Genomic DNA, 20,551 nt, shown 5'->3' on the forward strand with positions numbered 1-20,551 from the left:
CCACGCTCTCAAGCCCGACCTCTCCGCCCCCGGCGTGGAGATCCTCGCCGCCCGCTCGCGCCTGGCCGCGGGCGAGGGCGACTACCTCCGGATGAGCGGCACCCCGACTGGGGCTGGCGGGAGCTGAAGGACGCCCTGATGTCCTCGGCCGAGGAGCTGGACGCCTCCGCGTACACCCTCGGCGCGGGACGGCTCTCCGCGGCCGGGGCGACCGGCGCGGAGATCACCGCCACCGGCAGCGCCGACCTCGGCGACTCCGGGCCCGACCACACCGGCTTCGGCGACGTCTGGAACAGCGACGCGATGACCCAGACCACCGAGGTGTTCGTGGACGGCCTCAGCGCCGCCGCGCAGAAGAGCTCCGGGATCAACCTGTGGGTCATGGACCCCGCCGAACGCACCTACAAGATCGTCACCGACACCGCGCTCGACCGCGAGGTCTGGGGCCTGGGCACCAAGGGCCACGCCGCCTGGCAGGTCCGCTCCGCCGAGACCCCCGGCGACCGCCGCACCCACCTGCCGATGACCAACCTCGGCTTCTCCGTGGACACCGCCCTCGACGGCACCGTCAAGGCGGGCAGGCGGCTGCCGGTCGGCATCGACGCGGAGTACGTCGTCGGCGCCTCCGGCACCGGGACGGTCACCGCCGGCGCCCTCGCCGTCTCCTACGACCGGGGCAGGAGCTGGACCCAGGTCGCCCTGCGGAACAAGGGCGCCTCCTGGACCGGCGCCCTGTCGGTGCCCCGCTCCGCCGACTCCGTCTCGCTGCGGGCCTCGGTCCGCGACGACCAGGGCGGCGCCGTCACCCAGGTCCTCACCGACGCCCTCGACGTCCGACGTTAAAGATCAAGCTGGGGGACCACGCCGGAACGCACGCGTGGCCGCCTCCGCGGAGAGCCGGGGAAGGCGGCCAGGCGTGCGGACGGGACGGCCGGTTCAGCGGCCGAGGTACTGGGGCTCCTCCTTGGCGAGGAAGGCGCGGACGGCGATGACGTGGTCCTCGGAGGTCCCGGCGCGGGTCTGGAGCTCGTCCTCCTTCTCCAGGGACTCCTCCAGGGTGCGCCCGGCGCCGAAGGCCACCGCCTCCTTGATCGCGGCCAGCGCCACCGTCGGTCCGGCCGCCAGCCGCCGGGCCAGCTCCAGCGCGGCCTGGGCCAGTTCGTCGGCGGGCACCACGCGGTGCAGGATGCCCAGCTCCAGGGCGCGTTCGGCGGTGATGTTCTGCGGGAAGAACAGCAGCTCCGTGGCGCGGGTGGTGCCGATCACACGGGGCAGCGTCCAGGACAGGCCCGAGTCGGAGGAGAGCGCCACCCCCGCGAACGAGGTGTTGAACTTGGCGGTGTCCGCGGCGATCCGGTAGTCGGCGGCGAGGGCGAAGCCGAAACCGGCCCCGGCGGCGGCGCCGTTGACGGCCGCGACGACCGGCTTGCGCATCCGCGTGATCGCCAGCGTGATCGGGTTGTAGTGCTCCCGGACCGTGGTCATGGTCAGCTCGGAGCCGGACTCCTTGTCGGACATGAGGTTGCCGACGTGCTCCTTGAGGTCCTGGCCCACGCAGAACGCCCGCCCGTTGGCGGTCAGCAGCACCGCGCGCACCGCCTCGTCGGCCTCGGCGGCCAGCAGGGCCTCGCGGAGGGCGACCTTCGCCTCGGTGTTGAGGGCGTTCATGGCCTCGGGTCGGTTCAGCGTGATCATCGCGAGTCCGTCGCTGACCTCGTACAGCACGGCGTCGGCCATGAGCCTGCTCCTCACCAGTTGTGCGGTTGCGTCCCGGCCCGGCACCGGGTTCCCGGGCAAGCATCTCCCAGGGCGCGCGGGCTCGTACGGCGCGGGGGTGTGTGACCTGCGTCAAAGAAAATCGCGGCGCCAGGGTGTATGCGGCGGCGCAGTATCGCAGCCGCATCGCCGAATTGGGTGGTTTTGCTCAAGGGCGTTGCGCAAGCGATGCCGACCGATGTTGGTCATCGGGTCCGGGGATGCGGGATAATGGCGGAGAAGCAATGTGTTCGATGCCGGTGACACAGCGCCTGTCATGGGGCCGCCGGCTGCGACGAGCTGGTTTCAGGAAGGGGAACGAGCATGGCGGCCATGAAGCCGCGGACGGGTGACGGCCCGCTCGAGGTGACCAAGGAGGGGCGGGGCATCGTCATGCGGGTTCCGCTCGAAGGTGGCGGGCGACTCGTGGTCGAGCTGACCCCGGACGAGGCGGACGCATTGGGCGATGCCCTCAAGAAGGTCGTCGGCTGACACACATAGCGATGGGCCTGTGACGCCGCCCCCGGCACCGTACGCGGTACCGGGGGCGGTGTCGTGTCCGGGGTGCGGCCGGGGGGCGTCAGCGCTTGACGCCGCAGAGCAGGCCGTCGCCGACCGGCACCAGGGAGGGGATCAGCTCCGGGCTCTCCCGCACCGCGCGCACCAGCTCGCGCAGCCGCACCACCTCCACCGGCTGCGGCCCGGACTCCACGGTCCGGCCGTCCGCGAGGACGCCCTCGAAGCAGACGAGGCCGCCCGGGCGCAGCAGGCGCAACGATTCAGCGAGGTACTCCAGCCCCTCCATCCGGTCCCCGTCGCAGAAGACCAGGTCGTACCCGCCGTCGGCGAGGCGGGGCAGCACGTCCAGGGCGCGGCCGGGGATGAAGCGGGCGCGGTTGGCGGCGAAACCGGCGGCGCGGAAGGCCTCCCGGGCGAACTGCTGGCAGTCCGGCTCGGTGTCGACGGTGGTGAGGACCCCGTCGGGGCGCATTCCGCTCAGCAGGTGGATGCCGGAGACGCCGGTGCCCGTGCCGATCTCCGCCACCGCTTTGGCGTCGACGGTCGCGGAGAGCATCCGCAGCACGGCGCCCGTACCAGGGGAGACCGGACGCAGGCCCGCCGCGTGTGCCTGGTCCCGGGCCCACAGGAGCGCCTCGTCCTCGGCTACGAAGGCGTCGGCGAACGTCCAGCTCGTCTGCCGGTTGCCGGTAATGGCCCTCTCCTGTCCCCAAAGTTGCCTGGCGGTGACTGTATCCGTTGGCGTCGGGAACCCGCAGATGGGACCGGGCGTTGGGGAGGGGAGAGAGCGGAACGCCTGAGGCGTTCCGGCGGGCGGACGCGAGGAGTGGCCCATGACGGCGGTGGCGGAGGCGGTGACGACGGCCGGTCGCACGGCGCCCGGAGCGCCCCGGGCGGCTGTGACCAGCGCGTTCGCGCTCCCCTGCGGGCCCGAGGTGGTCGGCGGCGGCACCGCCGGGTCCGGCCGGTCCGCTCTCCCGTGGTCCGCACCAATTCCTGGTAAAAACTCTTATCCCGAGCTAACGGCGGGGGTGGCTATGGTAGGGGCTCCACTGGACACCACCAGAGCCGACAGGGGAGGTGCGGCTGCGGCCGGTGACCGGGGAGGTGTGATCAGACGTCTTCTCAGGTCGGCCGGCGAGCCGAGATCCGTGACCGACACCGCTGACCGAAGCCTTCCGCGCCGTAGTACGGCCCAGGGGGGTGCGCCCGCCGCCGAATCCGTGCAGACCGCGACCTTCGCCGCCGACGCGGACTCGCCGACGTGGACACCTCCCAGCTGGGAGGAGATCGTCAGCACCCACAGCGGTCGCGTCTACCGCCTCGCCTACCGCCTCACGGGCAACCAGCACGACGCCGAGGACCTCACCCAGGAGGTCTTCGTCCGCGTCTTCCGCTCGCTGTCGACGTACACGCCCGGCACCTTCGAGGGCTGGCTGCACCGCATCACCACCAACCTCTTCCTGGACATGGTGCGCCGCAAGCAGCGCATCCGCTTCGACGCCCTCGCCGAGGACGCCGCCGAGCGGCTGCCCAGCCGCGAGCCGTCGCCGCAGCAGGTCTTCCAGGACACCCACTTCGACGCCGACGTGCAGCAGGCGCTGGACACCCTCGCCCCCGAGTTCCGGGCCGCCGTCGTCCTCTGCGACATCGAGGGCCTGTCGTACGAGGAGATCGCCGCGACCCTCGGGGTGAAGCTCGGCACCGTCCGCAGCCGCATCCACCGGGGCCGCTCCCAGCTGCGCAAGGCGCTCAAGCACCGTTCGCCCGAGGCCCGTGCCGAGCGCCGTTCCCTGACGGGGGCGGTGGCTCCGATGCTGGGAGGAGGAGGCGCGTCCACGTGAGCGGTTCACGTCCGACACCTGTCGAGCAGCACCTGGGGGACCGCCTCGCCGCGCTCGTCGACGGCGAGCTCGGCCACGAGGCCCGCGAGCGGGTCCTCGCCCACCTGGCGACCTGCTGCAAGTGCAAGGCCGAGGCCGACGCCCAGCGACGCCTCAAGTCGGTCTTCGCCACGGCAGCGCCGCCGCCCCCCTCCGAAAGCTTCCTCGCCCGCCTCCAAGGCCTTCCGGCCGCCGGCCCCGAGGGGCCGACCGACGCCGGCTCAGGTTTCGGCTCCGGACAGCCGTTCGGAGCCTCCGACTTCGGCGCGGCCCCGGGCGCCTTCCGGTACGCACCGGTGGCGCCGGTGCTGCCCGACGAGCCGCGGACCGGCTTCCGCATCCACGACATCGGCCGCACTGAGGCCGAGCGCTCCGCCTCGCGGGGCCGCCGGTTCGCCTTCGCCGCCGCCGGAGCCGTCTCGCTGGCCGCGCTGGCACTCGGCGGGGTCGCCGCGGGCACCCCGGTCGACACCGCGGAACGCTCGGGCGGCGGCAAGAGCAACGTCACACCGCTGCGCACCCAGGCCGGCACCGGCCAGGCCGCCCCCGACTCCCGAGGCCGCCGCGGCGCCCCGCCGCTGGCCTTCTCCGCGCAGGGTGAGACCCGATCCGGCCCGCAGGACCGGGTCGGTGACGCCGCCCCGCGCCACCCGGGCGCCCCGCCCTCCCTGGAGGACCTGGAGCCGTACCCGTACTCCGCGGCCCTGCTCAAGGCGCCCGGCAGGCCCGCGCCGTTGATACCCCGCTCCGTGCCGCTGCCCCTCGCCGCGCCGCAGGACTCCGCCCGCCCCGGGATCGCTGCCGCGCCGCCGGCCGGTGTCCCCGGCGTCACCGGGCTCTCCGCCGCGCCCTGACAGGCACTCAGCCCCGCCCGGGCGGAGCCCGGTACGCCCCCTCGGAGAACCTGGTTGAATTCTCCGAGGGCCGCGCCCGGCCGCCGACGGCCGGTGCGGGCCCGGCACTCGATCCGACGGAGCAGGCCGCCGCGCGTCCGCCGCAGGCCCCGCCCGTCATCAGGCTGCGGGGAGACCATGGACCAGGCGAAGCCCACCGGAACGCCCGACGAGGCCGTGCCCGACGTGGCCGCTCATGGCGGGACCGCGTCGAAGGAGGGCACGCCCGGCGGGGCCGCGCCTCGCACCGGTGTGGCCGATGCGGCGGCTTCGGGCGGGGCCGGGGGTGACGCGGTCGCGCATGCCGGGGGCGCGCGGGACGCGGCGGTGCCGGACGAGGTGGTGCGTGACACGGCTGTGCACGACCAGGCTGCGCCGGGCGGGGCTGGGTCTGTCGAGACCGCGCGTGCGGGGGCTTCGCCGGGCGGATCCGCCTCGGACGTGGCTGCGCGTCATGAGGCCGCATCGGATACGGCCGAGCGTGACGAGGTCGCGCGGGACGGGGGCGCGCCTGACGTGGCTGTGCCGGACGGGGCCTCGTCCCCGGAGCTGAGCGGGCAGGGCCTGCCGCATCCGGCGGGCGGGACGGCCGGGACCGACGCCGGACCGGCCGCCGAGGGGCCCGGCGTGGACGCGCCCAGCGAGCCCGATGGTGGCGAGTCGCCCGCCGCCGTGCCCGTGCCCCGGGTCGACCACCCTCTTTCTCGTCCGACAGGCGGGAGCACGGCGCCGGCCGGCGGTCCGGCCCCCAGTGAGGCTCCGGCTCCTGCCGAGAGCGTGTCCGGGCACGACCCGGCCACCGACGGTGCCGACCCCTCCGAGGACGACCCGGCGGTGCGCCTCTCCAGGAACTCCGGTGCCGCCCCCGCCAAGTCCGGCGCCACTCCTGCGCCGTCGACCACCACGGCGACGGCCTCCAACGCTTTCCAGACGGCCCCGGGCGGGTCCGCGAATGCCCCGGCCACGGGCGCGTCCGTGAACACCCCGGGCGGCACCGCGATGGCTGCCGACGCCTCCGCGAAGGCGGCTCAGGCTCCGGAGCGGGGCGAGGCGGTCCCGGCCATCCCCGGTTCGCGTACGGGGAGTTCCGTGGAAGCCCCGGCCTCGGCCCGCTCGGCTCCCGGAACTCCGGCCCCCGAGCGGGCCGAGGCAGCCGCCGAGGCGCCCCTGCCCGGCACGGGGGAACCCGTAGGAACGGCGTCCGAGCCGGCGGCCCCCTCCGCCCCCCGCGGCGCCGCGGCCCCCGCCGCCGTCCCCGCCCCCCGCGCCGAAGCATCGCCGGAAGCCGCCGCCCCGGTCCCCACCGACCGCCCCCGCCCCCTGCACGCTCCGGATCCGTACAGCACTCCGCCCTACGGCGAACCCGGCCCCTGGGCCCCCGCCCCGCCGGTCCAGCGCCCGGTGCCGACCCCGGCCCACGGCACCTACCTGCCACCGGGCCCGCCTCTGGGCACCCCGGCCCACGGCACCCACGCCCCGGCTCAGCCCGGCACCCCGCCCCACGGCACCCCGGCCCCGGGCCTCGTACCCCCGGCGCCCCCCGCCCCTGCCACCCCCGGCCCCCACTGGGCCCGTTACGACCCCTGGTCGGCCCCGGCCGCCCCCGGTGCGCTGGTGGCGGACTCCGTGGACGGGCCCGGTCGGCGGCTGCGGGAGCGGCGGGCGGGGCGGGGGCGGTTGGCGGGGGCGGCGCTGGTGCTCGCGCTGGTCGCGGGGACCGTCGGCGGGTACGTCGGGATGCGCCTGGAGCGGCACGGCGGGCTCGGGACGGTCGAGCTGGAACAGGCGGCCGGGGAGGCCGGGGAGCGGTCCCCGGAGAGCGTCGCGGGGATCGCCGCGCGGACCCTGCCCGGCGTCGTCACCCTGCACGTCAGCGGCGGTGACGGGGGAGCGCTCGGCACCGGGTTCGTGCTGGACGCGCGCGGCCACATCCTCACCAACCACCACGTGGTGGAGTCCGCCGAGGAGGGCGGCACGATAAGGGTCACCTTCAACGGCGGGGAGACCGCCCGCGCCCGCCTCGTCGGCGGCGACCCCGGCTACGACCTCGCCGTGGTGAAGGTCTCCGGCGTCTCCGGCCTCTCCCCGCTGCCGCTCGGCGACTCCGACGACGTCCGCGTCGGCGACCCGGTGGTAGCCGTCGGCGCCCCCTTCGACCTGGCCAACACCGTCACCTCCGGCATCATCAGCGCCAAGGAGCGGCCCATCACCGCGGGCGGCGAGAAGGGCGACGGCAGCGACATCAGCTACGTCGACGCCCTCCAGACCGACGCCCCGATCAACCCGGGCAACTCCGGCGGCCCCCTCGTCGACGGCCGGGCCCGCGTCATCGGCATCAACAGCGCCATCCACGCCCCCGGCGGCCCCGCCCGCCAGGACGACTCCGCCGGCAGCGTCGGCCTCGGCTTCGCCATCCCCGTCAACCAGGCCAAGCGGGTCGCCGAGGAACTGATCAACCACGGCCGGGCCACCCACCCCGTGATCGGCGTCACCCTCGACATGGGGCACGACGGTGAGGGCGCGCGGGTCGGCGGCGAGGGCGCGGGCGGCGGCGCCGCCGTCACCCCCGGCGGGCCCGCCGACCAGGCGGACATCGCCTCGGGCGACGTGATCACCGAGGTCGACGGCGTCCCGGTCGCCTCCGCCGAGGAACTGATCATCAAGATCCGCTCCCACCGGCCCGGCGACCGCCTCGACCTCACCGTGGAGCGCGACGGCGACGCCCGCCAGGTCACTCTCGAACTGGGCTCCTCGGACGCCTCCTGAGCCGCCTGGTGCCCCGCGCCCCCGGGGCGTACGGGACGCGGCGGGGCGGCGAACGCCGGGTGGACGGTGAGGCGGGTGGGGCGGCACGGTACCGCCCGCCGGGGAGGGCCGGGTAACGTGGACCGGGCCCCGGTCGAGTGACGTCCCGCCGTGGGGCCGCGGACCGCCGCAAGGAGCTGCTAGGTGTTCAACGACATTGGTCTACTCGAAGTCCTGACGATCGTCGTGCTCGCCGTGCTCATCTTCGGCCCCGACAAGCTGCCCAAGGTCATCCAGGACGTCGCGGGCTTCGTCCGCAAGATCCGGGACTTCTCCGACAACGCCAAGCGCGACATCCGTGAGGAGCTCGGCCCCGAGTTCAAGGACTTCGAGTTCGAGGACCTGAACCCGAAGACCTTCATCCGCAAGCAGCTGGAGAGCGACGACCTGGGGCTGAAGGACATCCGCGACAGCTTCGACCTCCGCAAGGAGATGGGCGACGTCGCCGACGCGGTCAACGGCCGCGAGGAGGCCGAGTCCGTCGCAGGGCCCGCCTCCGGCGGCGCCGTGGACCTCACCAAGCGCCCGGAGAAGGGCACCCCCGTGGCGGCGGGCGAGCGTCCGCCGTTCGACATCGACGCCACCTGATCGCCTGGCGTCCGGGCCAACCCGGCGCCCGCCCGGGCCGTTCAATCCCGTGTCCCCGTAGCGGGGTGGCTATTCTCGCTTGTTGTTGTCCGGACCGAGGACGCCCGAGGGGGGCGGGCCGCTCCGGACGGACGAGAGCGAGGAAGGCGGTCCGCAGATGGAGACCACGAGACAGGCCGAGAGCGAGGCGGCGACGGCCCTGGACGGTGCTGGTGCCGACGGCGCGAGCGACGAGGCCCCCGAGACCCGAGCGCCCGGCGGCGACGGGGCCGCCCCCGACGACACCGGCGGCGGACCGGCACCGGAGAAGGAACGGCCCGCCCCGGCGCGCCCCCGGCGCCGGGTCCCGGTCGACGGCTTCCTGACCGCGCCGTTCCCCTGGTACGCACTGGACGAGGCGTACACCGGGCCGCGCCGGCTGCACCACATCGGGCAGGGCGCCGACGGCACCGTCGAGCACGGCTCGCTCGGCCACGGCGACGAGCCCGTGGTCCGGGCCGACCTCGGCGACGCCGACAGCCCCCGCGAGCGGTTCGCCGTGGTGGTGACGGTCGGCGACAGCCCCGTACGCCGCAGCGCCGACGGCACCGGCGTCCTGGAGGCCACCTCCGAGGCGTCGGCGGCCTGGCTGGCAGGGCAGGGCCTACTCGCCGTGACCTGGCCCGCGCAGATGGACCACACCCTGCGCGACGACTGGCTGGAGCAGCAGACCGAGACGGCGTGGGCGCTCGCCGACGACCTGGAAGGCCCGGCCTGGTCGACGCTGATGCTCCCGGTCGACGGCGTGCCCACGCCCTTCCGCTACCGCGAGTCGGAGTTCGGCTGGGTGCTGGCCGGCTCCACCCCGGGCGGCGTCCACCTCGGCGCGTACGGGCGCGGGCTCAGCGCGTACGGCCTCGGGTTCGCGGCCGTCAAGGACGTGGCGGCCTACGCCGACACGGAGTGACGCCGTGCCCGCGCTCCCCGGAGCGCGGGACGGGGCGCCTCCCCGGTGGGAAGGCGCCCCGGTAGTCCGCGGCCGCGGTGACGGCCGCGGTCAGAACTTGTTGCGCGGGGTGATTCCCAGCGAGAGGCCCGACAGGCCGCGCTGACGGCCGCCCAGCTTCCCGGCGATGGAGCGCAGCGCGCTGCCCGCGGGGGACTCGGGGTCGGTGAGCACCACGGGACGCCCGTCGTCGCCGCCCTCGCGCAGCCGCACGTCGATCGGGATGGAGCCTAGGACCGGCACGGTGGCGCCGGTGGTCCGGGTCAGGCCGTCGGCGACGACCTGGCCGCCGCCGGTGCCGAAGACGTCCACCATCTCGTCGCAGTGCGGGCAGGGCAGCCCCGACATGTTCTCGACCACGCCGACGATCTTCTGATGGGTCTGCACGGCGATCGAACCGGCCCGCTCGGCGACCTCGGCGGCGGCCTGCTGCGGCGTGGTCACCACCAGGATCTCGGCGTTCGGCACCAGCTGGGCCACGGAGATGGCGATGTCACCGGTGCCCGGCGGCAGGTCGAGCAGGAGGACGTCCAGGTCGCCCCAGAAGACGTCGGCCAGGAACTGCTGGAGCGCCCTGTGCAGCATCGGACCGCGCCACACCACGGGTGCGTTGCCCGGGGTGAACATGCCGATCGAGATGACCTTCACGCCGTTGGCCGACGGCGGCATGATCATGTCCTCGACCTGGGTCGGGCGGCCGTCCACACCGAGCATCCGGGGCACGCTGTGGCCGTAGATGTCCGCGTCGACCACGCCGACCTTGAGGCCGTCGGCGGCCATCGCGGCGGCGAGGTTGACCGTCACCGAGGACTTGCCGACACCGCCCTTGCCGGAGGCCACCGCGTAGACCCGGGTGAGCGAGCCGGGCTTGGCGAAGGGCACCTCGCGCTCGGCGGTGCCGCCGCGCAGGGCGCTCGCCAGCTCGCGGCGCTGCTCGTCGCTCATCACGTCGAGGGTCACCTCGACGGCGGTGACGCCCTCCACGGCCTGGACCGCGTCGGTGACCCGCTGGGTGATGGTCTCGCGCATGGGACAGCCGGAGACGGTGAGGTACACCGTGACAGCGACCGTTCCGTCCGCGCCGATGTCCACCGATTTGACCATGCCGAGTTCGGTGATCGGCCGGTGAATCTCGGGGTCGTCCACTGTCGCCAGTGCTTCACGCACCGCGTCTTCCGTAGCCATACCCCCGATAGTACGGGGGTCGTCCAGGCTTTCCGGAAGGGCGGGGGAGGGGCACGAGCAAGTACGGGGGCGCGATGCTACTGGTCAGTAGGGCTGTGGGCCCCGGTCACGGCCGCAGGGCGCCGTCGTCGACGGGGCGGTGTCTGATGCGTCACGCTCTTCCGGCGCGGCGTACGCCAGGGCGGCCACCAGCTCACGCCCGGTCAGGAACCGGGCGTGCCGCCCTCGCCGGAACGGTTCTCCGCAGAGCCGACGCGCTCCTCGGCCGGGCGGCCCCGCTCGTCCAGCTCGCGCAGCAGGTCCTGGAGCTCGGAGCGGATCCAGTCGCGGGTGGCCACCTCGCCGAGGTTCTGCCGCAGCGCCGCCACCTCCCGGCTCAGGAACTCGGTGTCCGCGATCGACCGCTCGTTCTGCTTGCGGTCCTGCTCCAGGTTGACCTTGTCCCGGTCGTCCTGCCGGTTCTGCGCCAGCAGGATCAGCGGGGCGGCGTACGACGCCTGGAGGGAGAGGGCCAGCGTCAGGAAGATGAACGGGTACTCGTCGAAGCGCACCGAGTCCGGGGCGGAGACGTTCCACACCACCCACATGATGATGATGACCGTCATCCAGACGATGAACCGGCCCGTCCCCAGGAACCGCGCGATCCGCTCGGAGAGCCGCCCGAACGCGTCCGGGTCGTACTCCGGCAGCACCCGGCGCCGCGGCGCCCGCGGCACGTCCAGGCGGATCCGGGGCCGCGCCGACTCGTTCACCCGGCGCTCCCGCTCCCGGTTCTCCCGGGCCTCCCTGGCCTCGCGCGTCTCCTTGCCCCGCTCACTCATCGTCGCCCTCCCCCGACAGCAGGAACTCCGTCTCGCGCCAGTCTTCCGGCAGCAGGTGGTCGAGGACGTCGTCCACCGTCACCGCGCCCAGCAGCGACCCGCTCTCGTCCACCACGGCCGCCGCCACGATGTCGTACGTCGCGAAGAACCCCGCCACCGCGCGCAGCGGCGTGTCCGGCGACAGTGGCTGGAGATCGTCGTCGAGCATCGCGCTGACCAGCGTGTACGGCGGGTCGCGCAGCAGCCGCTGGAAGTGCACCGTGCCCAGGTACTTGCCGGTCGGCGTCTGGTCCGGCGGGCGGCAGACGTAGACCTGCGCGGCCAGCGCCGGGGAGAGGTCCGGATTGCGCACCCGGGCCAGCGCGTCCGCGACCGTCGAGTCCGGCCGCACCACGACCGGCTCGGTGGTCATCAGACCGCCCGCCGTCCGCTCCTCGTACGCCATCAGCCGCCGCACGTCGGCCGCGTCGCCCGGCTGCATCAGGGTGAGCAGCCGCTCCTTCTCCTCCTCCGGGAGCTCCGCCAGCAGGTCCGCCGCGTCATCCGGGTCCATCGCCTCCAGGACGTCGGCGGCCCGCTCCTCCTTGAGCTTGCCGAGGATCTCGATCTGGTCGTCCTCGGGCAGCTCCTCCAGCACGTCGGCGAGCCGGTCGTCCTGGAGCGCCGCCGCCACCTCCGCCCGGCGCTTGGGCGTCAGGTGGTGCAGGACGTTGGCGAGGTCCGCCGGGCGCAACTGCTCGAAGGAGGCCAGCAGGCTCTCCGCACCCTGCCCCTCCTCCTCCAGCGAGAAGCCGGTGACCGCCGACCACTCGACCGTCAGTGTCTCCCCCCGCCGCCGCAGTGCCCCGCCGCGCCCCTTGCGGACGAAGACCCGGTCGATCTCCCAGTCCCGGCGGGCCGGGAGCTGGCGGACCGACACGTCGAGGACGGTGGCCTCCTCGTCGGTCTCCAGCAGCCGCACCCGCCGGTCCAGCAGCTCGCCGATGACGAGCCGCTCGGTGGGGCGCTGCTCGAACCGCCGGACGTTGAGCACGCCGGTGGTGATGACCTGGCCGGACTCGATGCCGGTGACGCGGGTGATGGGAAGGAAGATGCGGCGGCGCGTCGCCACCTCCACCACCAGACCGAGCAGCCGCGGCGGCCTGCGCCCCACCCGCAACATCGCCACCAGGTCCCGCACCCGGCCGACCTGGTCGCCGTTGGGGTCGAAGACGGCGACACCGGACAGGTGCGAGACGAAGATCCTCGGAGTGCCTCCCGCCATGGACCGCGCCACCTCCTCCTCGGGGGACCGATACGTACAGCTCGTTCCCCATGATCGGGAACGGAATCAGGCTAGTGCCTCGGCAGGCAATGTTCGTCCGTGAAGGAGCGGCATCCGGTGCGTGCTCCCGGCGTGCCGCCCGAACGCCCTCGTACTGGACCTACTCGGGCTCTCGGCCGGTGCGGCGAGAGTGCGTGCCGGACGCCGTGGACGCCGTGCGGCACTTTGCGCACATCCCCTAGCCCGTCCGGGGCCCCGCCGCCCTCCCACAAGCTCGTACGGCCCGGAACGCGGGCGGTGCGAGCCGGCCCGGCGAGCGGCGGAAGGGGGAGCTCCGGACGGACTCCGTGACCCCGGGTACGCTGCCGTACTGCCGCGTACGGCATTCGGCCCATCCCCGACGTCCGGACTCCCCCGACGCCCCCCGACGAGAGGCAGCGACCGACGTGACTGTGACTTCCCTGGGCCGTGCCCGCAAGGCCGCGCCGCGGACGACGGCCCTGTGCGCGGGGCTGCTCGCCGGGATCACCGCGCTCACCGGCTGCTCCTCGCCCGACCCCGACGAGGGCACCAACGGCGTCGGCAAGCTCTCCGCCGCCCAGATCCACGCCAAGGCCAAGAAGGCCGCCGCGGCCTCGGTGACGGTCCGCCTCACCGGCTCCCTGATCAGCGAGGGCGAGACCTTCAAGCTCGACATGCGGCTGAAGAAGAACGGCGGGCTCGGCAAGGTCACCTCGAAGAACGGCGAGTTCCAGCTCATGCGGGTGGGCGAGCAGCTCTTCCTCAAGGCCCGCGCCGACTTCTGGACCCACGACAAGGGCGGGGACAAGCCCACGGAGGCCGACTCCGAGGCCGCCGACAAGCTGGACGGCATGTTCGTCAAGGTCCCCGAGGGCGACCCCGCCTACAAGCAGCTGACCACCTTCACCGACAAGGATGTCCTCCTCGGCGGCCTGCTCACCCTGCACGGCAAGGTCGCCACCGGCGACCGGGGCAGCGTCGGCGGCGTCCGCACCATCGCCGTCTCCGGCGACAGCGGCGCGGGCGGCACCCTCGACGTCTCCCTGGAGGGCACCGCGTACCCGCTGCGCCTCACCCGGGCCGGGGACGCCGGGGCCCTGCGCATGAGCGACTGGAACCAGGCCTTCAGCCTCAAGGCGCCGGCCGAGGACGAGATGGTCGACTACGGCCGCGAACTCCCCAGCGACTGACCTGGCCCCGCGGAGGCGTCAGCCCTTCTTACGGGCCTTGCGACGCCCCAGCCCGAACAGCAGCCGGGGCAGCGCCGCCGGGACCGCCTGCCGCGTGGTCACCGCGGTGGCGGCGGGAGGTACGGCGAGGCTGGAGTCGGGGAGCGGCTCGGTCGCCCCGGTCGGGGTGAGCCGCACCACGCGGCAGCTCTCGGCCCACCGCTCGGTGAGGCGGTCGCTGTCGGGGGCGTTGAGCCGCTTCCCCTTCAGCTCGGCGACCGCCGCCTCCCACGCCTCGGTCCCAGGGGCCACCTCGGCGACCGCGGCCCGCCAGGTCAGCAGGCGCCCGCCCTTGTCCTTGCTGCGGACCGTCACCGACGCCTCGCCGCCGTCCGCCAGCTCCGGCAGCGGCTGCTCGCCCGGCCCGTCGCCGACCAGCACCGCGGCGCCGTCCAGCCACGCGTGCCACACCGGCCGGGGGGCCCGCGTCCCGCCCTGGACCCAGATGAGCCCCGACTTCTTGGTGGCCTCCTCGATGAGGGCCCGCTCCAGCAGCGTCTGCGTCATACCGGTAAGCGTAGGCCCTGGCCGTACCCCTGGCGGGGCCGGTACGGCGGCGCTCACGCCGGGCGGCGGGCCTCGACCAGGGTGCGGGTGGAGTGGGCGACGAAGGGCCCCTCGGCGGTGATCCGCTCGTGCAGGGCGCGCAGCCGGTCGCGGTGGGCCTCGACGGTGAACCCCGGCACCGTCCACACCACCTTGCGCAGGAAGTGGACGACGGCGCCGATGTCGTGGAACTCCATCCGCAGCCGCTCGGTGCGCTGCTCCACCACTTCCAGCCCCGCCTGCTCGGCCTGGGCCTGCTCGACCTCGGGGTGGCGCAGCCTGCGGACCTCGCCGCCGAGCGGGCCGAGGAAGAACTCACTCAGCTCGAAGACGGTCTCCGGGCCGACGTGCTGGGCGAAGTACGTCCCGCCGGGCGCCAGGACGCGGGCGATCTCCGTCCACCACACGGTGGCCGGATGGCGGCTGGTGACGAGGTCGAAGGCGCCGTCGACGAAGGGCAGCGGCGGCTCCTCGGGACCGGCGACGACCACCACGCCGCGCGGCTGGAGCAGCCGGGTGGCGCGGGCCAGGTTCGGCGGCCAGGACTCCGTGGCCGCCATCGCGGGCGGGAAGGGCCCGGCGCCGGCGAGGACTTCGCCGCCGCCGGTCTGGAGGTCGAGGGCGGCGCGGTGGGCGGGGTCGGAGAGCCGCGCGGCCAGCAGCCGCTGGTAGCCCCAGGAGGGGCGCTCCTCTGTGGCCCGGCCCTCGAACCAGGAGAAGTCCCAGCCGTCGACCTCCGCCGCCTCGCCCTCGGCGACCAGCGCGTCGAAGTCGGGGGAAGGGGGCCGGGGGCCGGGGCCGTGGCCGGGGGCTGCGGGAGAGCTGTGGGACATCAGGCCATCATGGCCGCGACCCGGGCCCCGGACCACCGCTTTCCCGCGGTCCGGGGCCTCCGCCTCCTGCCCGCTTCCCCCGCCCGCTCAGAGCCAGCCGTTCCGCTTCAGCGTGCGGTGGATGGCGACACAGGTCCCGAAGATCACGCCGAGCACCAGCGGATAGCCGAACTTCCACTCGACCTCGGGCATGTACTCGAAGTTCATGCCGTAGACGCCGCAGATCATCGTGGGGACGGCGATGATCGCCGCCCACGAGGTGATCTTCCGCATGTCCGCGTTCTGGGCGAGGGTGGCCTGCGCCAGGTTGGCCTGGAGGATCGAGTTGAGGAGTTCGTCGAAGCCGAGGACGTGCTCCTGGACCCGGGTGAGGTGGTCGGCGACGTCGCGGAAGTACTTCTGGATGTCCGGGTCGATCAACCGCATCGGCCGCTCGCTGAGCAGTTGCAGCGGCCGCGACAGCGGCGCCACCGCCCGCTTGAACTCCAGCACCTCCCGCTTGAGCTGGTAGATGCGGCCGGCGTCGACGCCGCGCGAGGTGCCCTTGCCCGGCGCCGTGAAGACCTCCGTCTCCACCTCGTCGATGTCGTCCTGCATCGCGTCGGCCACCGCGAGGTAGCCGTCGACGATGTGGTCCGCTATGGCGTGCAGCACCGCCGAGGGGCCCTTCGCCAGCAGCTCCGGGTCCTCCTGGAGGCGGCGGCGGAGCGCCCGCAGCGAGCCCTGGCCGCCGTGCCGGACGGTGATGAAGAAGTCCCGGCCGGTGAAGCACATCACCTCGCCGGTCTCCACCACCTCGCTGGTGGCGGTGAGTTCGGCGTGGTCGACGTAGTGGATGGTCTTGAAGACGGTGAACAGGGTGTCGTCGTACCGCTCCAGCTTCGGCCGCTGGTGGGCGTGGACGGCGTCCTCCACCGCGAGCGGGTGCAGCCCGAACTCGGCGGCGATCCCGGCGAATTCCTCCTCGGTCGGCTCGTGCAGGCCGATCCAGGCGAAGCCGCCGCCGCGGCGGACCCGCAGCATCGCCTCGTGCGGCGTGAGCGGCTCCTCGTGGATCAGGCGGCGGCCGTCCCGGTAGACGGCGCAGTCCACCACGGCGGAGTGGGTGGAGGCGGAACGGGTGGCGTCATAGGTGGCGCCGGACGGGCTGGCCTTGCGCAGTGAGGGCCGGACGGCTGCGCGCAGGTCACGGATCATCGACATGGGCTGGCTCCTTGCGACGGGGCCGCCGCCGACGGGTGGAACTACCCGGAATGGGGACGTCCGGACCAGGGCGGCCGGCTCATCCGCAAAGCGGGGAGCACCGCACCGGCATGCTGGCGGCCAACGCGGCTGTACGGGAAAAGGGCTGGGTGCCTGAAGCCCTTCCGTCGAGCCGCGCAGAGGGAAAGCCGAGAGGTTTGACCGGGCCTGGCCCGGGTAGTTCGGCTTCGGTTCCGCGGAGAGCAGCTAGCGGCGGCGACGTTGCCGCCGGAGGGAAGGGCGGGTCGTACTGCACGGTCGACTTCGATCCATGACAGCCCCACCTCCTCCGGCCGGTCCCCCTTGAGGGATGACGATGTCGGGCGAGAAAGCGCGCTCGGCGCGCTGCCCTGACCGGCGGCCAAGACTAGCAGCAGGTCACCGTGTCAAGTCCCACTTTGCCTGTTCCATACGCGCCACTTCACGCCTGTGGCCCGCCTCACGTACGCGGTTCCGCCACCCGGCCGAACCCGTCCCCGCGGCTCCTCCCGCTCCGGGGCCGTGCGGGGGTGCCGGTTAAGGTCGCGGCATGGCTGATGTACTCCCGCTGGTCGAGGCCCGGCTGCGCAGCGCGCTCGGCGAACCGGACGCTCGCGCCGCGATCACCTTCCTCGGCACCGACCGCGTCGAGGTGCTCCGCTTCCTCGACGCCCAGGCCTCCGGACCCGCCGCCGAAGCCGACCGGCCGCTGGTGCGGTACGCCACCCTCGGCATGGCGGCCCAGCCGATGGCCGACCCCACGGCGACCCTGGCCGACCCGGTGAAGGGACCGCGCGCCGAGCTGGTGCTGACCGTGCAGGCCGGAGTGGCCGACACCGACAAGGTGCTCCGCCCGCTGGCCGTGCTGGCCGCCTCCCCGCAGGTGGAAGGGGTGATCGTGGCTCCCGGCGCCTCGCTGGACGTGGGCGAGCCGCTGTGGCCGGGGGCGCCCTTCAGCTCCGTACTGGTCGCCGAGCCGGGCGGGCTGGTGGAGGACCTGGAGCTGGACGCGCCGATGGAGCCGGTCCGCTTCCTGCCGCTGCTGCCGATGACGCCCAACGAGGCCGCCTGGAAGCGGGTCCACGGCGCGCAGGCACTCCAGGAGCGGTGGCTGACCCACGAGACCGACCTGCGCGACCCGCACCGCACCTCGGTCCCGCTCGACTAGGGGCCCCCTCACACACGTACGCGGCGGGCCGCCCACCCCCCCACGGAGGACGGCCCGCCGTGCTGTCGCCACGGTGCGGCATCTACTCGGCGAAGACGGCGACCCCGTCCTCGACGGCGTGGCGCGGCTCCTCCTCGACAACCTCCTCGGTCAGCGCCCGGCGGCGTACCAGGACGACGCCGGCGCCGAGGACGGCGGTGACCGCCGCCACCACGAAGGGGATGTGCACGTTGGTCCACTCCTCGATCTTCGGGGCGAAGAAAGGGGCGGCCGCCGCCGCGAACCAGCGCACGAAGTTGTACCCGGCGCTCGCCACCGGCCGCGGCGCGTCCGAGACGCCCAGTGCCAGCTCGGTGTAGACGGTGTTGTTGACGCCGATGAAGGCACCGGCGAGGACGGTGCAGACCACGGCCACGGTGTGGTTGCCGTAGCCGAGCACGAGAACGTCCACGGCGAGCAGCAGCAGCGAGCCGCCCAGCACCTTCAGCGAGCCGAACCGCCGCTGGAGGCGCGGGGCGACCAGTACGGAGAAGACCGCCAGCAGCAGGCCCCAGGCGAAGAAGACGGCGCCGGACTTGTAGGGCGTCATGTCCAGCACGAACGGGGTGAAGGCCAGCACCGTGAAGAACGTGTAGTTGTAGAAGAACGCAGAGGCGGCGACCGAGGCGAGTCCGCCGTGGCCGAGCGCCTTCAGCGGATCCAGCAAGGTCGTCCTGCGCGCGGGCTTCGGCTGCTCCTTCAGCAGGGCCGTGATGGCGAGGAAGCCGATGGCCATCAGGGCGGCCGTGCCGAAGAACGGGTAGCGCCAGCTCGCGTCGCCGAGGACGGCTCCGAGCAGCGGGCCGCAGGCCATGCCGAGGCCGAGCGCCGACTCGTAGAGCAGGATCGCCGCGGCGCTGCCGCCCGCCGCCGCGCCGACGATCACGGCGAGCGAGGTCGAGACGAAAAGGGCGTTGCCCAGCCCCCATCCGGCGCGGAAGCCGACCAGTTCGCCGACCGAGTCGGAGGTGCCGGAGAGCGCGGCGAAGACCACCACCAGGGCGAGTCCCAGCAGCAGCGTCCTCCGCCCGCCTATCCGGCTGGAGACGAAGCCGGTGACCAGCATCGCCACGGCGGTGATCAGGAAGTACGAGGTGAACAGCAGCGACACCTCGGAGGCGCTGGCGTTCAGCCCCTGGGCGATCGACGGCAGGATCGGGTCGACGAGCCCGATCCCCATGAAGGCCACGACCGAGGCCCCGGCCGTCGCCCAGACCGCCATCGGCTGACGCAGCAAGGAGGGGCGCTCCGTGCCGGGGGTGAGGGGGTCCGGGCCCGGGGGCGCGGTGGGGTGCGCACCGCTCGCGTTCTTGCTGCGCATGAGAGCTCCTTCTTCCTGGCGGAAGCTCCGGGGGTGATCTGGTCTGCGACCACGGTAAGTTAGGCGTGCTAATTAGTGCAAGTTACATCTACTTGCTGTGGCCTCAAGCGTCGGCCGGGCTCAGGTGGGGTGGCCTCAAGCGCCGGCCGGGCTTACGTGGGGTGGCCTCAAGCGCCGGCCGGGCTTACGTGGGGTGGCCTCAAGCGTCGGCCGGGCTTGAACGGGTGGCCTCGATCGTCGGCCGGGCTCGGGCGCCGGGCTTGGGTGGGTGGCCTCAAATGCCGGCCGGGCTAAGGGGGGGCGAGAGGGGGCGGCGATCGAGGTCAGTCTGTAGCGGCGTGGGGGTCGGGTCCGGGTCGTACTCGGTAGCCCGGTGCAGCGTGTGTCGGCTTGCCCTGTCGCGTCCCGTTATCCTCTTCTACGGGCCGTACAGGCGTACGGCCCGTAGAAGAGTGTCCGCCCCCACGTCTGTCTGGAGTACCGCGTCGTGCGCATCGACCTGCACACCCACTCCACGGCGTCGGACGGTACGGACACCCCCGCGGCCCTGGTGCGCGCGGCCGCCGCCCAGGGGCTGGACGTCGTCGCGCTCACCGATCACGACACGACGCGTGGCCACGCCGAGGCGGCGGCCGCGCTTCCCGAGGGCCTCACCCTCGTGCCCGGGGCCGAACTCTCCTGCCGCCTGACCGGCCCTGAGGGCACGGTCGGCGTGCACATGCTGGCCTACCTCTTCGACCCCGCCGAACCGGAACTCCTGCGCCAGCGCGAGCTGGTCCGCGACGACCGTGTGCCGCGTGCCCGCGCCATGGTCGACAAGCTGCGCGCCCTCGGCGTCGACGTGAGCTGGGAGCGGGTGGCCCGGATCGCCGGGGACGGCTCGGTCGGCCGCCCGCACATCGCGGAGGCCCTGGTCGAGCTGGGCGTCGTCGCCTCCGTCTCGGACGCCTTCACCGAGGAGTGGCTGGCCGACGGCGGCCGGGCGTACGCCCCCAAGCACGAGCTGGACCCGTTCGACGCCGTCCGCCTGGTCAAGGCCGCCGGAGGCGTCACCGTCCTCGCCCACCCGTTCGCCGTCAAGCGCGGCCACGTGGTGCCCGAGAAGGCGGTGGCCCGCCTCGCCGAGGCCGGGCTCGACGGCATCGAGGCCGACCACGCCGAGCACGACGCCGCCGACCGCGCCCGGGTGCGCGCCCTCGCCGCAGAACTCGGCCTGCTCGCCACCGGCTCCAGCGACTACCACGGCACCCGCAAGGACATCGCCCTCGGCGCCCACACCACCGACCCCGAGATCTACGGCGAGATCACCCGTCGCGCCACGGGAGCCTTCCCCGTCCCCGGCGCGGGTGGACACCCGCGCGGCTGACCGGCCGGCCCTCGGCCGACCCGGCGCCCTCGCGGCGTCCCGCGCCTCCCCCTGCCCGCCGCCGTACGGCGGTCCCGGGCGCCCCCTCCTTCCGTACGTCCCCCCGCGG

Annotated in this window: 19 protein-coding genes; 10 read left to right on the plus strand and 9 right to left on the minus strand. The window is 73.9% G+C overall.

Features of this window, described 5'->3' with window-relative positions; all coding sequences use genetic code 11:
• Positions 1 to 138 precede the first annotated feature (138 nt).
• The gene (locus ACFWMZ_RS10070) at positions 139 to 843 is read left to right on the plus strand and encodes a hypothetical protein (protein ID WP_383200677.1); all 705 of its coding nucleotides are present in this window, start codon (positions 139 to 141) and stop codon (positions 841 to 843) included.
• A 93-nt stretch (positions 844 to 936) separates the two neighbouring features.
• On the opposite strand, the gene ACFWMZ_RS10075 is transcribed toward ACFWMZ_RS10070, so the two are convergent.
• Entirely contained in the window at positions 937 to 1,737 is an 801-nt protein-coding gene (locus tag ACFWMZ_RS10075) for an enoyl-CoA hydratase/isomerase family protein (protein WP_383181581.1), read from the minus strand.
• Positions 1,738 to 2,079: 342 nt separating this feature from the next.
• On the opposite strand from ACFWMZ_RS10075, the gene ACFWMZ_RS10080 reads away from it, so the two are divergent.
• Complete coding sequence (locus ACFWMZ_RS10080; protein WP_003966491.1) at positions 2,080 to 2,247, plus strand: DUF3117 domain-containing protein; 168 nt, start codon at positions 2,080 to 2,082, stop codon at positions 2,245 to 2,247.
• An 88-nt stretch (positions 2,248 to 2,335) separates the two neighbouring features.
• On the opposite strand, the gene ACFWMZ_RS10085 is transcribed toward ACFWMZ_RS10080, so the two are convergent.
• Positions 2,336 to 3,109: an O-methyltransferase gene (locus tag ACFWMZ_RS10085; protein WP_383181628.1), complete on the minus strand. Its 774-nt coding sequence runs from the start codon at positions 3,107 to 3,109 to the stop codon at positions 2,336 to 2,338.
• Positions 3,110 to 3,311: 202 nt separating this feature from the next.
• Here ACFWMZ_RS10085 and sigE point away from each other — a divergent pair, with 202 nt between their 5' ends.
• The 5 genes from sigE (at position 3,312) to ACFWMZ_RS10110 (ending at position 9,389) form a co-directional block, all read left to right on the plus strand.
• Positions 3,312 to 4,118 (plus strand): RNA polymerase sigma factor SigE, encoded by an 807-nt coding sequence (gene sigE, locus ACFWMZ_RS10090; RefSeq protein ID WP_383181576.1) that lies wholly within the window; start codon positions 3,312 to 3,314, stop codon positions 4,116 to 4,118.
• Positions 4,115 to 5,011, plus strand: coding sequence for a zf-HC2 domain-containing protein (locus tag ACFWMZ_RS10095; protein WP_383200679.1), 897 nt, complete (start codon positions 4,115 to 4,117; stop codon positions 5,009 to 5,011). Before sigE ends, ACFWMZ_RS10095 begins: the two co-directional genes overlap by 4 nt.
• Before the next feature lie 1,038 nt (positions 5,012 to 6,049).
• Positions 6,050 to 7,816 (plus strand): S1C family serine protease, encoded by a 1,767-nt coding sequence (locus tag ACFWMZ_RS10100; RefSeq protein ID WP_383200711.1) that lies wholly within the window; start codon positions 6,050 to 6,052, stop codon positions 7,814 to 7,816.
• A 183-nt stretch (positions 7,817 to 7,999) separates the two neighbouring features.
• Positions 8,000 to 8,443, plus strand: coding sequence for a sec-independent translocase (locus ACFWMZ_RS10105; RefSeq protein WP_383181570.1), 444 nt, complete (start codon positions 8,000 to 8,002; stop codon positions 8,441 to 8,443).
• 157 nt (positions 8,444 to 8,600) lie between these two features.
• Positions 8,601 to 9,389: a hypothetical protein gene (locus ACFWMZ_RS10110; RefSeq protein ID WP_383200682.1), complete on the plus strand. Its 789-nt coding sequence runs from the start codon at positions 8,601 to 8,603 to the stop codon at positions 9,387 to 9,389.
• Between the two features lie 90 nt (positions 9,390 to 9,479).
• Here the strand turns inward: ACFWMZ_RS10110 and ACFWMZ_RS10115 are convergent, their stop codons facing one another.
• The 3 genes from ACFWMZ_RS10115 to ACFWMZ_RS10125 all read right to left on the minus strand — a co-directional run bounded on the left by ACFWMZ_RS10115 (position 9,480) and on the right by ACFWMZ_RS10125 (position 12,698).
• Complete coding sequence (locus ACFWMZ_RS10115; RefSeq protein ID WP_383181566.1) at positions 9,480 to 10,613, minus strand: Mrp/NBP35 family ATP-binding protein; 1,134 nt, start codon at positions 10,611 to 10,613, stop codon at positions 9,480 to 9,482.
• 203 nt (positions 10,614 to 10,816) lie between these two features.
• Entirely contained in the window at positions 10,817 to 11,434 is a 618-nt protein-coding gene (locus tag ACFWMZ_RS10120; RefSeq protein ID WP_383181563.1) for a DUF1003 domain-containing protein, read from the minus strand.
• Positions 11,427 to 12,698, minus strand: coding sequence for a magnesium transporter MgtE N-terminal domain-containing protein (locus tag ACFWMZ_RS10125; RefSeq protein ID WP_383181560.1), 1,272 nt, complete (start codon positions 12,696 to 12,698; stop codon positions 11,427 to 11,429). Before ACFWMZ_RS10125 ends, ACFWMZ_RS10120 begins: the two co-directional genes overlap by 8 nt.
• A 452-nt stretch (positions 12,699 to 13,150) precedes the next feature.
• Here ACFWMZ_RS10125 and ACFWMZ_RS10130 point away from each other — a divergent pair, with 452 nt between their 5' ends.
• The gene (locus ACFWMZ_RS10130; RefSeq protein ID WP_383181623.1) at positions 13,151 to 13,909 is read left to right on the plus strand and encodes a hypothetical protein; all 759 of its coding nucleotides are present in this window, start codon (positions 13,151 to 13,153) and stop codon (positions 13,907 to 13,909) included.
• Positions 13,910 to 13,927: 18 nt separating this feature from the next.
• On the opposite strand, the gene ACFWMZ_RS10135 is transcribed toward ACFWMZ_RS10130, so the two are convergent.
• From ACFWMZ_RS10135 to ACFWMZ_RS10145, 3 genes are all read right to left on the minus strand, one after another.
• Complete coding sequence (locus tag ACFWMZ_RS10135) at positions 13,928 to 14,455, minus strand: hypothetical protein (RefSeq protein ID WP_383181557.1); 528 nt, start codon at positions 14,453 to 14,455, stop codon at positions 13,928 to 13,930.
• A 53-nt stretch (positions 14,456 to 14,508) separates the two neighbouring features.
• Positions 14,509 to 15,327: a methyltransferase domain-containing protein gene (locus ACFWMZ_RS10140; protein WP_383200685.1), complete on the minus strand. Its 819-nt coding sequence runs from the start codon at positions 15,325 to 15,327 to the stop codon at positions 14,509 to 14,511.
• Positions 15,328 to 15,414: 87 nt separating this feature from the next.
• A complete protein-coding gene (locus tag ACFWMZ_RS10145; protein ID WP_383181551.1) occupies positions 15,415 to 16,530 on the minus strand; it encodes a magnesium and cobalt transport protein CorA in 1,116 nt (371 codons plus the stop codon).
• A gap of 568 nt (positions 16,531 to 17,098) precedes the next feature.
• Here ACFWMZ_RS10145 and ACFWMZ_RS10150 point away from each other — a divergent pair.
• A complete protein-coding gene (locus tag ACFWMZ_RS10150; RefSeq protein WP_383181548.1) occupies positions 17,099 to 17,716 on the plus strand; it encodes a suppressor of fused domain protein in 618 nt (205 codons plus the stop codon).
• 82 nt (positions 17,717 to 17,798) lie between these two features.
• Here ACFWMZ_RS10150 and ACFWMZ_RS10155 read toward each other — a convergent pair whose 3' ends face one another.
• Positions 17,799 to 19,076, minus strand: coding sequence for an MFS transporter (locus ACFWMZ_RS10155; protein ID WP_383181545.1), 1,278 nt, complete (start codon positions 19,074 to 19,076; stop codon positions 17,799 to 17,801).
• Between the two features lie 487 nt (positions 19,077 to 19,563).
• On the opposite strand from ACFWMZ_RS10155, the gene ACFWMZ_RS10160 reads away from it, so the two are divergent.
• Complete coding sequence (locus tag ACFWMZ_RS10160) at positions 19,564 to 20,442, plus strand: PHP domain-containing protein (protein ID WP_383200688.1); 879 nt, start codon at positions 19,564 to 19,566, stop codon at positions 20,440 to 20,442.
• Positions 20,443 to 20,551: the final 109 nt, after the last annotated feature.

Origin of the sequence: Streptomyces sp. NPDC058373, assembly GCF_042723275.1 — a bacterium.
Classification (GTDB): domain Bacteria; phylum Actinomycetota; class Actinomycetes; order Streptomycetales; family Streptomycetaceae; genus Streptomyces.